The 15,014-nt window shown below is 66.2% G+C and carries 16 protein-coding genes; 5 read left to right on the plus strand and 11 right to left on the minus strand.

Annotated features, from left to right (window positions below; translation table 11 throughout):
- The 3 genes from L0C25_RS00835 to L0C25_RS00845 all read left to right on the plus strand — a co-directional run bounded on the left by L0C25_RS00835 (nt 1) and on the right by L0C25_RS00845 (nt 1,978).
- Nucleotides 1-270: a transporter substrate-binding domain-containing protein gene (locus L0C25_RS00835; RefSeq protein ID WP_271634479.1), complete on the plus strand. Its 270-nt coding sequence runs from the start codon at nt 1-3 to the stop codon at nt 268-270.
- Between the two features lie 28 nt (nt 271-298).
- Nucleotides 299-1,012, plus strand: a complete 714-nt coding sequence (locus L0C25_RS00840) for an amino acid ABC transporter permease (protein WP_271634480.1) — start codon at nt 299-301, stop codon at nt 1,010-1,012.
- A gap of 189 nt (nt 1,013-1,201) precedes the next feature.
- On the plus strand, nt 1,202-1,978 hold the full coding sequence (locus tag L0C25_RS00845) for an amino acid ABC transporter ATP-binding protein (RefSeq protein WP_408641684.1): 777 nt from the start codon (nt 1,202-1,204) through the stop codon (nt 1,976-1,978).
- A gap of 193 nt (nt 1,979-2,171) precedes the next feature.
- Here the strand turns inward: L0C25_RS00845 and L0C25_RS00850 are convergent, their stop codons facing one another.
- From L0C25_RS00850 to L0C25_RS00860, 3 genes are all read right to left on the minus strand, one after another.
- Entirely contained in the window at nt 2,172-2,390 is a 219-nt protein-coding gene (locus tag L0C25_RS00850; protein WP_271634482.1) for a hypothetical protein, read from the minus strand.
- Nucleotides 2,391-2,512: 122 nt separating this feature from the next.
- The gene (locus L0C25_RS00855) at nt 2,513-4,048 is read right to left on the minus strand and encodes an MFS transporter (protein WP_333908557.1); all 1,536 of its coding nucleotides are present in this window, start codon (nt 4,046-4,048) and stop codon (nt 2,513-2,515) included.
- A gap of 240 nt (nt 4,049-4,288) precedes the next feature.
- Entirely contained in the window at nt 4,289-4,489 is a 201-nt protein-coding gene (locus tag L0C25_RS00860; RefSeq protein ID WP_271636901.1) for a hypothetical protein, read from the minus strand.
- On the opposite strand from L0C25_RS00860, the gene L0C25_RS00865 reads away from it, so the two are divergent.
- Together L0C25_RS00865 and L0C25_RS00870 are read left to right on the plus strand one after the other, a co-directional pair.
- A complete protein-coding gene (locus L0C25_RS00865) occupies nt 4,475-5,971 on the plus strand; it encodes a VanW family protein (protein ID WP_271636771.1) in 1,497 nt (498 codons plus the stop codon). The genes L0C25_RS00860 and L0C25_RS00865 overlap by 15 nt on opposite strands.
- 92 nt (nt 5,972-6,063) lie before the next feature.
- Nucleotides 6,064-6,693 (plus strand): TetR/AcrR family transcriptional regulator, encoded by a 630-nt coding sequence (locus tag L0C25_RS00870; protein ID WP_271634483.1) that lies wholly within the window; start codon nt 6,064-6,066, stop codon nt 6,691-6,693.
- Between the two features lie 15 nt (nt 6,694-6,708).
- On the opposite strand, the gene L0C25_RS00875 is transcribed toward L0C25_RS00870, so the two are convergent.
- From L0C25_RS00875 to L0C25_RS00910, 8 genes are read right to left on the minus strand one after another with little or no spacing between them, the layout of a single operon-like run.
- Nucleotides 6,709-8,118 (minus strand): NADH-quinone oxidoreductase subunit N, encoded by a 1,410-nt coding sequence (locus tag L0C25_RS00875; RefSeq protein ID WP_271634484.1) that lies wholly within the window; start codon nt 8,116-8,118, stop codon nt 6,709-6,711.
- A complete protein-coding gene (locus L0C25_RS00880; RefSeq protein WP_271634485.1) occupies nt 8,115-9,614 on the minus strand; it encodes a complex I subunit 4 family protein in 1,500 nt (499 codons plus the stop codon). Before L0C25_RS00880 ends, L0C25_RS00875 begins: the two co-directional genes overlap by 4 nt.
- 1 nt (nt 9,615) lies before the next feature.
- Nucleotides 9,616-11,439, minus strand: coding sequence for a proton-conducting transporter transmembrane domain-containing protein (locus tag L0C25_RS00885; protein ID WP_271634486.1), 1,824 nt, complete (start codon nt 11,437-11,439; stop codon nt 9,616-9,618).
- On the minus strand, nt 11,436-11,741 hold the full coding sequence (nuoK, locus tag L0C25_RS00890; protein WP_271634487.1) for an NADH-quinone oxidoreductase subunit NuoK: 306 nt from the start codon (nt 11,739-11,741) through the stop codon (nt 11,436-11,438). The genes L0C25_RS00885 and nuoK overlap by 4 nt, the downstream gene beginning before the upstream one ends.
- Nucleotides 11,738-12,238, minus strand: coding sequence for an NADH-quinone oxidoreductase subunit J (locus L0C25_RS00895; RefSeq protein ID WP_271634488.1), 501 nt, complete (start codon nt 12,236-12,238; stop codon nt 11,738-11,740). The genes nuoK and L0C25_RS00895 overlap by 4 nt, the downstream gene beginning before the upstream one ends.
- 10 nt (nt 12,239-12,248) lie before the next feature.
- Complete coding sequence (locus tag L0C25_RS00900; protein WP_271634489.1) at nt 12,249-13,163, minus strand: NADH-quinone oxidoreductase subunit H; 915 nt, start codon at nt 13,161-13,163, stop codon at nt 12,249-12,251.
- Nucleotides 13,160-14,467, minus strand: a complete 1,308-nt coding sequence (locus L0C25_RS00905) for a hypothetical protein (RefSeq protein ID WP_271634490.1) — start codon at nt 14,465-14,467, stop codon at nt 13,160-13,162. The genes L0C25_RS00900 and L0C25_RS00905 overlap by 4 nt, the downstream gene beginning before the upstream one ends.
- Complete coding sequence (locus L0C25_RS00910; protein ID WP_271634491.1) at nt 14,458-14,808, minus strand: NADH-quinone oxidoreductase subunit A; 351 nt, start codon at nt 14,806-14,808, stop codon at nt 14,458-14,460. Before L0C25_RS00910 ends, L0C25_RS00905 begins: the two co-directional genes overlap by 10 nt.
- Between the last annotated feature and the right edge of the window lie 206 nt (nt 14,809-15,014).

Here is a 15,014-nt window from a genome sequence, read left to right on the forward strand (position 1 = left end):
GTGGCACAGGTACGTGACTATCTTCTGGCGAGCTACCGCGCCCAACAGGCTGACGGTGAGCTCGAGGTCGTCACCCGCGACGGCAAACCGGTACGTGTGAGTGGAACCGATCCACTAGGCATTGCCCTCAACACCGACGACACCGCACTGCGAGACGCCGTGCTCGAGGCCGTGAAGGAGTTGATGGCAGACGGGACCTACGACGACATCATGTCGAAGTGGGACGCCGAGGTTGCCATGATCCCGAATGCCGCGATCAACGGCAGATGATCCATGACCCGTGCGGAAAGGACACCCGATGACCATCAGTCACGGTGACGTGCTGCTGCGACCCCTAGCCGTCAAACCATCCCGCCACCCCCTCCGCATCGCGAGCGCTGTACTACTTGCGTCGCTGATCGTGCTTGCCGGCCTGGGAGTGGAGCGATCCGGGGTGATCGAATTCGGCGAGCTTCACACTTACCTCTTCGACTCCGCGATCCTCCACGGGCTGCGTATGACGGTACTGATGACCGCCACATCGCTAGTTCTCGGACTTGTCGCGGGTCTGGTGTTCGCCCTCCTGAGACTGTCCAAGAATCCCGTTGCCCGAGCTGTCAGCGCTGGATATGTCTGGGTCTTCCTAGGGACTCCTGCCATTGTTCAGTTGATCTTCTGGTACAACATCGGCGTCGTCATCCCCACGATCACGATCGGCATCCCTGGCGTATTCGAGTTGTACTCGGGCACCACCAACGCCCTGCTGACGCCGTTCGTCGCAGCTGTCATCGCTCTAGGCTTGCACGAGGGCGCCTACTATGCAGAGATCATCCGGAGCGGGATCATCTCCGTCGACCAGGGACAACGAGCCGCCGCGCAAAGTCTCGGGATGCGCTCCAGCACGATCATGCGACGCGTCGTCCTACCTCAAGCGTTCCGAGTGATGATCCCCCCCAGGAATGGGCCGCGTGATCGCCCTCCTCAAGGACACCTCGCTCGTCACGGTGATTGCCGGCGGAGAGATGATGACTGAAGTCGTCGCCATCTACAGCGAGAACTTCCTGATCCTGGAACTGTTGCTCGTCGCCAGCATCTGGTACCTGGTCGCGGTTTCCGTGCTCATGGTGGTCCAGAGATACGTCGAGAGATGGGCCAGCCGATACCAACGCAGCACGACTCAATCGACCGACCGTTCGCACACCCCCATTCCGGCGGAGCAATAATGTCGCACAGCGTCGCACCTCAGATCGACCAAGACACGTTCGGTGATGACGGGGCCGCACCGGCAATCGTCGCCATCGACGTACGGAAGTCCTTTGGCTCGACACCAGTACTCCAGGGATTGAACCTCACTGTCGAGGCCGGCGAAGTCGTATGCCTGATTGGGCGATCCGGATGCGGCAAGACCACATTCCTACGGTGCTGCAACCACCTCGAAACCATCGACTCCGGCACACTGCTCGTCAACGGCGAGCGGATCGGATACACCGTCAAGAACGACGCTCTACACGAGTCCTCCGAGAAGACACTCGCTCGGCAGCGTCAGAACATCGGTGTCGTCTTCCAGAGCTTCAACCTCTTCCCTCACATGTCGGCGCTCGAGAACGTCATGTCCGGACCACGCTTCGTCCTCAAACGGACAGGCAACGATCTCCGGACCGAGGCCAGGAGACTCCTCGAACAGGTCGGACTCGCCGACAGACTCGACGCCTACCCCGCGCAACTGTCAGGCGGCCAGCAGCAACGCGTCGCGATCGCACGCGCCCTCGCCATGCAACCAAAGGTGATGCTGTTCGACGAACCAACGTCAGCCCTCGATGCAGAACTCGCGGCCGACGTACTGGCCGTTATGCGCAGCCTCGCAGAGGCCGGTATGACGATGCTCGTCGTCACACACGAACTGCGCTTCGCACGAGACGTCGCCGACCGCGTAGCACTCGTCGAGGACGGACAAATCGCCCAAGTCGGCCCGCCAGATCAAGTGCTGACCGACATCTGAGTCTCGAGTCACTTGCGGCTGGGGGCATTGCCTAGAAATGACCGATCGACCGGCCCACCGATATCGTGCTCCGACTCCTCAGCCGTTGTCCCGGGGCGCTCACCAGAGTCGACCTCGGCCCGACGGACCCACTTACGCAGGGCCTCCGAGGATCCGATTCCCAACCGAGCGGATCCTGTTCAGGGATGCCTCATCACGAACCAGCCCGTTCGGCACATCCGGCAACCGCCCGTCGGTACTGCGTGTACCCGGGCCCCGCGTACGCGACCTCCGCAGCGAGCCCGAGCAGCCCACCCGCGTCGAAACCGTCCGAAGAGAGATGGAACGCGCCCCCGACGATCGCGGCCAGGATCAGAACCAACCATGCGACCGCGAGACCACGTACGGTCGAAGTCGCCGCGACGAACGCCACGTCATCGCCGCAGCTCTCACGCAGACGGCTAACCCACACAGCCGCCTGACCAAGCTCGCGCACCGTAGGCCGAGGGGCACCGCGGCAACTCGCCGCGACGTCCGCTGATCGGACTGTCACGACTACGCGCCGTCGGATCCTTGTGGGCCAGCATCGCTGTGTCGAGATGACCGCACGATCGCCAGTGCCAGGATGGCTCCGGCGACAACGACGATCACGCCGCCGAGCATGGCAGCGGACATCGCGCTTTCGAAACTGTTCACGACCGCCGCCGTCAGGCCTGACGGGCTGTTGGGCGCCGACGCGATGGCGAGACCGGCAGAGGTCGAATCCTTCGTTGCCGTTGCAAGGTCGGCCGGGAGTCGGGCCGCCGCCGCACCGACGTTGCTTCGGTAGACGTCGTTGAAGATGCTTCCGAGCATTGCGATTCCGAGCACACCGCCGAGTTCGCGTGTGACGTCGTTGAGCGCCGACGCAACACCTTGCTTGTCCGGTGGCAGCGCCGCCATGATCGCTTCGGTCGCGGGTGTCGCCGCGAACGCAATCCCGGCGCCGAGGAGGAATGTGCCAATCGCGATCGGCGTGTAACCGGAACTGATGCTCAGCCGCGACATGACCATCAGACCGACCGCGATCATCGCCATACCGGTAGTGACTGTCGGGCGGTAACCCCACCGAGTGACCACCCGCGGAACGACCGGGGAGAACACCATCGCGGCGACTGCAAGCGGCAGCATCGCGACGGCAGCAGTCAGCGGGGAGTACTCCTTGATCACTTGCAGGTACTGCAATCCGATGAAGAAGAAGCCGAACATCGCCAAGGACTCTGCAGCGATGATCAGCGAACCCGACGTCAGGGCATGGACGCGAAACACTCTCGGGTCAAGGACCGGGTTGACATGTCCTAGCTCCCACCAGGCGAACGCGATCCCGGCGCCGACAGCGACCGCGAACGCCACTAGCACTGACGCCGCGTCCCAACCAGCCTCTGGACCTCGCAGGATCCCGAAGACCAACGCGGCGACAGCGATCACCGACAGCACTCCCCCGCCAACGTCCACCCGCCCGGCGCCCGATCGAGCCTGGCGTGGAACAGCGCAGGCTCCCAGCAGCGCAGCCACGGTGAGGCCGATGTTGACGACGAATACCGATCGCCACGAGAAGAGTTCGAGGAGACCACCTGCGGTAAGCAGGCCGATGAGCCCCCCGCCCACGGTGACACCCGACCATACCCCGATGGCTCGGCCCCTCTCCTGCGGCGGGAACACATGGCTGATGATCGACAGCGTCATCGGCATCACCGCTGATGCTCCAACGCCGGCCACCGCGCGCAGCGCAATCAGCCAGCGCACGTCATCGACGATGAGAATCCCGGCCGAGGCGACCCCGAAGATCGTCAAGCCTCCGACGAGCACGGCCTTGCGCCCGAGACGGTCGCCGATTGCGCCCGAGACGAGCAGGAGGCCCGCGAACGTCACACCGTAGGCGTTTACGACCCACTGCAGTTCCGACTCCGATGCGCGCAGATCGGTTGCGATGTCAGGCACGGCGACCATCAGCGACGTCATCATCCCGACCACCACCGCAAGTGCCAGGCACATCACGGCCAGGATCAGGTTCCGACGCGCCGGGATCGGCGGTGCAGCGACCGGTGGCATCCCACTCCCCTTAAACGATCGTTTGAAAGCTCACGAGCGAGTCAACCATGCATGCACCCAGGATTCAAACGTTCGTTTAAGGGATCGGTGCCGAGGGGTTCGCTGTCTTGGCTACACTGCGGGAGCGCTCGCCGTACGGGTCGGCGGCGTGTGGACCGCTGACGTGAAGGGTGCAGTTTCCTGGAACCGAAATCCGAAGACGCCACCAGCGGTAGCGATGGCCGCAGACGGCCGCGACGCCTATATGTGGGCCTTGTCGTCGGTCTGGTCGTGGTGTTTGGCGGCCTGTACCTCGTGGGATACGTCGTGACCGGTGATCGCGTCGCTCGAGGCGTCTCGGTCGCCGGAGTTGACATCGGCGGGTTGTCGCGGGCGCAGGCGGAGGAACGGCTGCGCGACGAGCTCACCTCCGACGGCGACTGGATGATGCGCGCCCGACACGGCTCGACGTCTTACACGGTCACCTCGTCCGAAGCCGGTCTGAGTATCGACGTGGCCCAGACGGTTTCGGCCGCCGGTGTCGGCCGCACCGTCAATCCACTCGAGATGATCGACAGGGTGACCGGCGGCGTCGACGTCGAACCGGTCGTCGCCGTTGACCAAGACGCACTGGATTCCACGGTCGACCGACTCTCCAAGCAGATCGACCGACCTGCAGTCGAGGGAACGATCAGGTTCAGTGATGGCCGGCCGAAGCCGGCCTATCCCCGGCCAGGTCTGCGCCTGGACGCGGCAGCCGCCGGCGAGGCGCTGCGCGCTGCCTTCCAGGATCGGCGACGCTCCCTCGAGCTGCCGGTGCAGGCCGAGCCGACCGAAATCAGCCGCCGTGACGTCGAGCGAACACTGGACCGATTCGCGCGGCCGGCCATGTCTGCGCCGGTCGTGGTCACTGGCGGACGCCGTGACGTGCAGCTCACACCGACTACGATCGGCGACAGCCTGCGCCTGCGTGTCCGCGGCGGCGAACTGACTCCCCGGGTGGATCGAAAGAGCCTCGCCAGGCACGCCGCCGACGCGCTGGAACCGCTCACGCGTCGACCGCGCCCGGCGACCGTTGTGCTCCGCGGCGGTTCGCCACAGGTTCGTGCCCGCAAGGCCGGCAGCGAGCCGAACATGGCACGGCTGGCGACCGATATCGTCGCGGTCCTCACCAAGACCGGCGAGGACCGCACCGTCGCCGCCCAGACCCGGGAGGTCGTCCCGAAGTTCAGCACCAGCGACGCACGCCGACTGCAAGTCGAGGAGCCGGTGTCGGAGTTCACCACCGAGTTCCCGCATTCGGGCTATCGCAACACCAACCTCGGTCGCGCCGCCTCATTGATCAACGGCACCGTATTGAAACCGGGCCAGACGTTCAGCTTCAACGACGTTGTCGGCGAACGTACCGCCGACAACGGTTTCACCGAGGGCTACATCATCGACGATGGCGTGCTGGTGGAGGATTTCGGTGGCGGTGTCTCGCAGGTTGCGACAACCGTCTATAACGCGGCATTCTTCGCCGGCCTGAAGGACGTTGAGCACAACCCGCACAGTCTCTACTTCGACCGCTACCCGATGGGACGCGAGGCCACTGTCGCCTGGGGAGCCTTGGATCTGCGCTTCGAGAACAACACGCCCTACGGTGTGCTCATCGAAACCTGGATCGAGCCCAGCACGCCATCAACGGACGGGCGAATGCACGCACGAATGTGGAGCACCAAGTACTGGGACATCGAAGCGGGCAGGTCCGACCGCTACAACCTCACCGAACCCGACGTGCGCTACGACACCTCCGAGGAGTGCGTCGAACAGACCGGGTTCGGCGGCTTCGACGTCGACGTGTATCGCTACTTCAACCGCAACGGCGAGCGGGTCAAGACCGAGACCGACGAAGTGACCTACGACGCGGCCGACACGATCTACTGCCGACCCGATCCGAGGTAGAACCAGTCGGCTCCCGATGTCGCACCCTCTCGGATGGCGACACCCAGGCAGTTCCACCAGGGCGTATTCAAACGATCGTTTAGAATGGTGCGGTGCTACCTCGCCCGGACCCGTCGACGAAGGAGCGGATTCTGCTCGCCGGGCTTCGAATGTTCGGAGAACGAGGGTACGCGGCGGCGTCGATGCGGGCGATCACTGAAGCAGCCGGCGTCAACGTCGCGGCAGTCAACTACCACTTCGGCGGCAAGGCCGCACTGCTGCGGGCGGTCACCGAGTTCGTGATGGGCACGGTCAATGCCGAACGCGACCGGTTGCTCGATGAGTTGCTTGCTCAAGACACGCCACCGACGGCGACAGCGCTCGTCAGCGTGTTCATCGCGACCGGGGCGCGGATCGCCGAACGTTCTGATGAACATGGCCCCGATATCGCGCGCTTTGTCGGTCGTGTGGTCTGCGAACCGCATCCCGAGGTTCGCCGCCTCTTCGGGGATGCGGTCTCACCGACCGAACGGCGTTATCTTGATGCGCTGCGGGCGGCCCTGCCCGAGATCGATGCGGCGGTGGTGGAGTTTCGGTACCGCGCCATGGTCGGGCTCCTAGCGCTGTACCAGACGGGTGCGCTCACGGACCTGTCACCAGGGACGCGTTCGCGCCGCCGTCGATCGCGCCGCTCCGAGCTGGAGCAGCTTCAGTTGACCGCACAGGCGATGTTCCACCCATAGGGCCGGGCGTCGAAGTCAGGGCAGCACGGCACCGCCGAGCGCCGACAGCGTGGGCCCGGAGGCTACCCCAAGCGCTACAGCGGCAACCCCGCAAACCGTCGCTGCACCGATCGTGGCGTGACGCGGATCGAGTGGCAGGGCGTCGGACGAGCGAGCGAACGCCGGCGCGATCCAACGAAGGTAGTAGTAGAGGCTGGCGACGGTGTTGACCGCGGCGACGACGACGAGCCATGCCATGCCGCCCTCCCACGTTGCGGCGAACACCGTGACCTTGCCGATGAACACACCCGTCGGCGGGGTACCGACGAGCCCGAGCAGGCACACCAGCAAGACCGTGGCGATCGCGGGCCGTCGGTGGGCCAGTCCTCGGTAGTCCTGGATGGTATGTGCGTTCGGGAACGCTGCGACGGCCGCGAATGCGCCGAGGTTCGTGACGGCGTACACCGCAAGGTAGAACAAGAGCGCGGGGAGCGCCTGGTCGGTCTTCGTGGCCACGGCGACGGCCATCAGCAGGTAGCCGGCCTGGCTGACCGTGGAGTACCCGAGCAGCCGGGCGGGGCTGTCCTGGGCGAATGCGGCGAGGTTTCCCAAGGTCATCGTCGCAGCCGCCACGACTGCGATCAGCAGCGGCCACGCGACCCGTTCGTCGGGAATCAGGAGCACCAGACGGTAGGTGGCGATCAGCCCTCCGATCTTCGGCACGGTGGTCAGGAATGCCGCTGCACCAGTGCTGGCACCCTGTACGGCGTCGGGAACCCAGAAGTGTGCAGGCACCGCACCGACCTTGAACAACAGGCCGGCGAGCGTGGCGACGAAACCGAGCGCGAGCGCCGAGGCCGGTGCCGTGGCGAGGCCGGCGGCAAGAGTCGCGTACGCCGTCGAACCACCACCGACCCCATACAGCACCGTGACACCGAGCATCATGACGATTCCCAGCAGGGCACCCATCAGGTAAAGCTTGAGAGCCGCCTCGGCGCCGCGGGCGTCGCGGCCCCACCCGGCCAGCGCATAGAGCGGGATCGAGGCCAGAAGGTAGGCGACGATAAGAAGCAGCAGATCCGTGGACCCGGCTAGCAGGACGGAGCCGAGGCTCGCCAGCAGGATCAGGACGTAGAACTCCGACTCGCGGCGGCTGCCGGCAATCCGTTCGACCGAGAGCCCGATGACGAGCAGAGCCGCGGCCGGCGCGACGATCCGAGCCAGCGATGTCGCCGTGTCGAGCATGTACGTCGACCCGTAGATCATCATCGCCGGATCGGAGGCGACCGTGATCGCGGCGACCAGTGACCCAGACAGCGCGGCGACCGCAACCAGACGTGCTAACCATTGGCGCTGTCTTGAGACGAAGGACCCGGTGAGCAAGGTTGCAACGGCACCGCCGAAGAGGAGCATCTCCGGGAGCAGGTCGAGCGGTTCGTCGTTCACCGCGCCACCAGCTCGACAACCATCCGCGAGGCCGGGTCGACGACGTCGAGCAGTACCCGCGGATAGACGCCGATCAGCACCGACAGCGCGAGCAGCGGAGCGATGGCCGCTGTTTGTGTGACCGTGGTGTCCGCGATGTGGGAGAGTTCATCCTTCGGCGGCCCGAGGAAGATGCGGTGCAGCGCCCACAGGAACAGGCCGGCCGTGATCAGAATTCCCAGCAGGGCCAGCGCGGTCGCCCAGGTGGCCGGGCCGAGGCTGCCTGCGAAGATCTGGAACTCGGCGATGAAGCCGCTGAAGCCGGGCAGTCCGAGGCTGGCGAACGCGGCGATCGCGGTCAGTCCAGCGAATCGAGGCGTGGTGCGTGCGAGGCCGCCGTAGTGGTCCATTTCGTATGTTCCGCCGTGGCTGAGCAGGACACCGGCCAGGAGGAACAGGGCTGCCGTGATCAGACCGTGGCTGACCATCTGCGTCACCGCGCCGGTGACGGCGACGGCGCGGGCCTCGACATCGGAGTCGGCAACCAGGCCTGCGGCGCCCAATGCGAGCAGGATGTAGCCCATGTGGTTGACCGAGGTGTAGGCGATCATCCGTTTGAAGTTGCTCTGTGCCAACGCGACGAGGGCACCGTAGAGGACGCTGACGACGCCGATGGCTACGATCGCCCACGCCCACTGTCGCCACGAGTCGGGCAGCATTGGCATTGCGATCCGGACGAAGCCGTAGGTGCCCATCTTCAGCATCACGGCGGCCAGCACCGCGGATCCGATGGCCGGGGCGTCGGTGTGTGCGGGTGGCAGCCAGGTGTGGAACGGAAAAGTTGGTGTCTTGATCGCCAGACCGACGCCGACTGCCAGCAGCACCAGACCTCCGCCCAGGCCGGTGTCGGCAAGTGGCAGTTGTTCGGTGAGCTCGATCATGTCGAAGGTGTGCGGGTCGGCGGCGACGTACAGGCCGATGAAGCCGACCAGCAGGGCGAGGCTGCCCAGGAAGGTGTACAGGAAGAACTTGAATGCCGACCGGGTCGCGGTTGCCCGGTGGCCCCAGCCGGCGATCACGAAGTACATGCCGACGAGAGACAGATCGAAGAACAGGAAGAAGACGATCAGGTCGAGTGCGGCGAACAGGCCGATCGATACGGTCTCCAGCGCGAGGAACAATGCCGCGAGCTGACGTGGGCGGCGTTGCTCGCGCATCGCGTAGACGGCGCAGGAGGCGAACACGACCGCGGTGAGCACCACCAGCGGCAACGACAGGCCGTCGACCCCGATGTGGTAGCCGACCCCCGCGGCGGGTATCCAGTCAAAGTCTGTTTCGTACGCCAACTCGGTGCCGTCATAATGGCCGGCGTAGTCGATCCACATCGCGCCGGCGAGCCCGAGCTCGAGGAGCGAGGCGACGAGCCAGATCCAGCGCGCCACGCGATCCGGGATGCGGCGACCGGCCACGAGCACCACGGCCGGCGCCAGCGGTAGGAAGATCAGCAGCGAAAGCATGTCACCTCACCAGCAGGAGGAGAACGAGTGCGGCGAACAGGCCGACCGCGGCCTGGGCGTAGTACTGGTGCAGTTGCCCGGTCTGCGGCATCCGCGCCCAAGCGCCGAGCCGCCGCGCGCCGGCGGCGACCGCGGCGACCGCCCGGTCGACGCGCAGATCGTCGACGGCCGCCAACGCCGACGCGAGGCGTGCCGCGCCCTGGGCCGACGCCACTACCGCACGGTCCAGCACACGATCGTCGAAGGCGGCGAGCCGTCGCGCGAGCGCTAGCGTCGGGCGAACGACCAGCAGGTGCGCCGCACGCTCGAGATCCAGCCACCGCCGAAGCATCCCGGCCGACGGCAGCTGCTCGGCGCGAAGTACGGCAATCGCGGCAGCCCCTGTTGCGAGTACGGCACCCAGCGCGAGCTCCCACCAATGTGTCGGCGGTGCCTCGCCACCCACAAGGTCGGCGAACCGTTCAGCTACACCCGGCACGGCCACGATAGAGAGCCCGGCAGCCGCGACGGCGAGTGGGAGCAGTGCTGCGGCCTGCAACCCTGACGCGGACCGGACCTGCGGCAGGTTCGTCGGCTGCCACACGTAGGCGAGGACCTTGCCCGCGTAGAGGGCTGAGAGCACCGCTGCGGCGAGACCAACGACGTACAGGGGCGTGGAGTACGCTCCGGCCACCGCCAGCACCGCCTCCTTCGTCGCCCACAGCGACAATGGCGGTATTCCCGCAAGGGTGACAACGCCGACGGTGAGCAGCGCGCCAACGAGGCGGTCGCGGCGCGCGATCCCACGTAGCTGGTCCAGGCGTCGTGCTCCGAGGGCGGTCAGCCAGGCTCCAGCGACAAGGAACAACAGCGCCTTTGTCGCGGCGTGCGCGACGAGCTGGGCGGTTCCGGCGACGACCGCACCGGAGGCGATCGATCCCGCGGCGAGGACGACGAATCCGAGCTGGGAGCTGGTCGAGGCGGCCAGCAGCTGCTTCAGATCGGCTTGCGCGACCGCAACAGCCCCGAGGACGAGTGCCGTAAGCGCACCGACCCACGCGACTGTTGCTGCTGCCCAGCCGGACTCGGCGAGGAGTGGATGCAGGCGCAGCAGCAGGTACGCGCCCATCGCGACCATCGCGGCCGAGTGAAGCAAGGCACTGACCGGGCTTGGACCGGCCATCGCCCGTGAGAGCCAGAACGAGAACGGAAGCTGCGCTGCCTTTCCCAGTGCGGCGGCGACGACCCCGGCGGCGACGACATGCAGCCAAGGGCCCGGCAGCTGCGCGAGGTCGTCGAAGCCGAGGCTGGACCCGGCGGCGAGCGCCGCGCCCGCGGCCAGATAGAGACCGAGGTCACCGGTACGGGTGACCAGGAATGCGGTGGCGCCCGACTCGACTGCGTCCGTGCCGTCCCAATGGTGCGCGATCAGCCCGTACGAGGTCGCGCCCATGATCTCCCATGCCAGCAGCAGGCCGGACAGCGTCGTCGCCGTCACCGTCACCTCGACCGCCGCGACGAAGATCAGCATCAGGCCGAAGAATCGCGCACGCGCGATGCCGATGTCTCGGGACGCAAACGCGAGCACGAGCAGGCTGATAGCGGCAACCATCACGACCACAACGGATGCCAGGCCATCCACGGACAGGGCGAGCGGCCCACCGGACACGAACGGCATGCTCACCGACGGCCGGCCATAGGCGACCGCAACCGCCAACACAAGAACGCCGGCGGCAACCACAATGCCGGTGCCCCCGGCGTAGCGCTCCAGCCGGCGCCCGCCCAGCGCAAGGAGGGCCCCCGAGATCGTCGGGAGGAGCACCAGCAGCCACAACGCGACGCTCACTGCTTGAACTCCGCGGCCATATCGGTCACGTCGGCGTCTTTAGTCCGGAACAGCAGCGTGACCACAGCGAAACCCATCGCCATCTCGACCGTCATCGCCGTGATCACCACGAGCAACAGCACCTGCCCGTCCGGCTGCGCCGGGGCCACGAAGTACCAGAAGGCCGCCACCGCCACGATGACACCGTTGAGCATCAACTCGAGGCCCATCATGAGCATCACCACCGACTGCTGGCTCAATGCCCCGAACAGTCCGACCGCGAACAACGCCGAACCGAGCAACAGGAAAGCATCCAGAGTCATGAGTCGTACCTGCCCCGGGCGGTGGCGAGGACGATCGCGGAAACCATGGTGGCGAACAGCACCGCCGACACGGCGATCATCACCAACATCTTCGATCCCATGATTGCGTCACCGACGGCCCTCGTCAGGTCCGGCGGCGCCGATCCGGAGCGCGACGGCCACGGCACCAGCAGGCTCCCAGCGGCCAACACGACAAAGGCGGCGGACGAGATGATCAGCGCACCACGTTTGTTGTGCATCATCGACATGGGCATGAGGCCGGCCGGGTTCATCATGTACATCACCATGAAGACGGCCATGATCGCCATCTCCATGACCATCATCAGAATCGTGATGACACCGAGGTAAGCGAGGTCGAGCAGCAGAATCTCGACACCGACCGCAACGAACGACAACGCCAGCGCGAAGGTAGCCCGGGCCATCGAGTCAACTACAAACACCGCAATCCCCGACGCGACGGCCACCAATCCCACGACGGCGAACAACAGCAACGACACGACAGGCCTCCTACCTCAGCTCTACGACCGCAACGACGAGAACCTGCAGCAGCGTCAGCGGGAGCACCACGACCCACGCCAGCGCCATCAACCGATCGGCGCGGACGATCGGTACACGCCGCCGCACGCCGACCAACATCACAAGCACCGCCAGCGTCTTGACGATGCTCCACACCCACCCAGGCAGCCACGGTCCGGCGGCGCCTCCGAGGAACAGCGCGGCCGCCATCGCCGAGCCGACCGCAAGCAGGGCATACCGGCCGACGAGCAGGAGCAATCGGTCAAGCCCACTCGGCTCGGCGAGGACACCGTCGGCCACGTCGACGCCAGCCGGGTGACCAAGCGGACCCCACGAGCTGAAACCGACAACGCTGATCAGGAAGACAACGAACGCGACGGGCATCTCAACGGCGAACCACAGCTCGCCCTGCGCCATGACAACGTCGCGCATGTCCAGGCTCGACGCCGCGACCGCCGGCGCGGTGAGGGCGAACATCAAGGGGAGTTCGTAGGCTAACGCCTGGGCGAGGAAGCGGTAGCCCCCGACGAGTGCATACACGCTGTTCGGACCCCAACCGGCCAGCCACCAGAACGCCCACAGGACGACGTCCATCGCGTTGAACCAGACGATCCCGACCGCCATCCCCGAGACGACGTGGCCGCCGAACGGGACAACGATCGCCATCAGCAGCGCGGCCACGAAAGGGCCGGCGATCCCGATCCGCCACAACAACAGGTCAGGCGCCGGCGTCACACGTCGCGGCTGCCGCAACAGCCGCGACGTCTCGACGAGCGGGCGGGCAAGACGAGCCCGGCCGGGGGCCGGGTCCAGCGCGGCGTCGACGGTTGCGGCGGCGTACGCCCAGCAGACGACGACAGCGGCCAAAGGCACGACCGACCAGACAGGCAAGGTGGTCACCGTCATCGCCCACCTCCCCCGAGATGGTGGGTCGACTCGGCGCTGCTTTCGAGATCAGGCGGCATGCTGGCCACCACGAGGCGCGCTTCGGCGATATCCCGCCCCACCATGAGAGCGCAGGTCGTGTCGAGGTCCGCCGTGTACGGCGCCGACCGGGTGTCGGCAGCGAGCCAACCAAGCAGTCGGTCGTATGCGTCGACACCCTCGGGCCCAACTCGTGCCAACCCGCGCAGGCTCAAGCGCACGAACGGAGAGCGACGTGCCCGCCGCGAAAGCTTTGCCATCCCTTCGAGGACTCGGTCATCGGCTCCCGCCGCGAGGGCCCGATCACGCAGCATGCGGGCGTACACGGCCGCGGTGTCCCACCCGAGAAGTCCGACCAGATCGATAACGCGGTCAAGTCTGGAGGCGACCGGATGCTGCTCCCAGAACCTCTGACCGGGGCCAGCCTCGGGTCTGCCGCGGACCGCGGCCTGCTGGATCACGTCGCCTTGGAGCTTGAGCGCGACAGCCAGACCGGTCGGCCAGTACGCCATGACGGGACCCAGCATCACTGGCAACACGTCAAGCTTGAGGCCATCCCGGTCCGCCGCCCGGTCCGCCATTCCTAGCCCGGCCGGCAGCTCCGTGCCAGCCATGTCATGACCCATATGGTCTGCGTGGCTGGTGTGACCAATGTTGTCCGAGTGGCTGATGTGATGGGTGTGGTGCGTGTTGCTCATGGGATCTGTGTGGCCATCGTGGCTGGCGTGATCGTCATGCGGGCCGCTCGTGTCGGACTCTATGTCCGGGGCGTGTCGAGTCGAGTCGTCCGTGGGTTCGTGGCCGTCCGGTTTGGTGGGGGGACCGTGACCGTCGGCATTCGGGTCATCCCTGTCGTCGCCCGGGTGCATCTGGCCGGGATCAGTGTGAGTGTCGCCCGGTTCGGCGTGGCCAGCGTAGGTTGGGGCGCCGCCGCGGTCGTTGCCTGCCAGCCACTCGTCGTCCCGCGCGCCCGGACCGGAGTCGGCGAGTCGCGTGCGGGCGGCGTCCAACATCTCGCGCGGGCAGTCGGTGCGATCGATGTCGACGCGGGCTCGTGGGCCCGGCATTTGGCGCCACAGCTCGGCGGCCGCGTCCGTCAGATCGGCCGTGATGGTCCCGGCAACGACCAGAAGGTCGGCGTCGGCCGGCGTTGCGACGCGCACTCCGCCCCGTTCTTGGCACCACGCCTCGACCGCGAGCCGAACCTCGGGTGCGCCTGGCGCTTCGATCAGCAGAACATGCGGTCGGCGCGCCGACCACCACCTGAGCGAGCTCCTCAGGCCCACCGGAGTGCTCCTTCACGCCAGGCGTAGACGACGCCGGCCATCAGCGCGCCGAGGAAGATGAACATCTCCACCACGGCCGTCGCGCCGGCGTCACGTACGACAACGGCCCATGGGTACATAAAGAGCATTTCGACGTCGAAGGCCAAGAACAGCAACGTGACCAGATACCAGCGCACGTGGAATCGCGAGACCGCATGGACGGTCGGACGCATCCCCGATTCGAATGGGCTCACAATCACGGCCCGGCCCGTCGGCATCGCAGCGCCATGGAGCAGGTATCCGGTAGCAATCAGGGCGGTGGCCAGAGCGAGCATTGCCACTGCCGCGCCAAACCCGTTCATGCCCGTCCTCCCCGGTGCGCCGCGAGTCCGTTGGGTACTACGTCGCCGCACCCTCAGGATCAGCACCCTACGTCGTCAGGTCCGAGCCGACCGGGACGTACGATACCGGGGTATTGTGTCGGTCGGCGACGACGGCGCTGATTCGTCGCCTCACGAGGCCATGCCCAGCGCCGAACGACCGAAACACTACTATCGTTGCTAGTAGT

This window comes from Solicola gregarius (genome assembly GCF_025790165.1).
GTDB lineage: Bacteria > Actinomycetota > Actinomycetes > Propionibacteriales > Nocardioidaceae > Solicola > Solicola gregarius.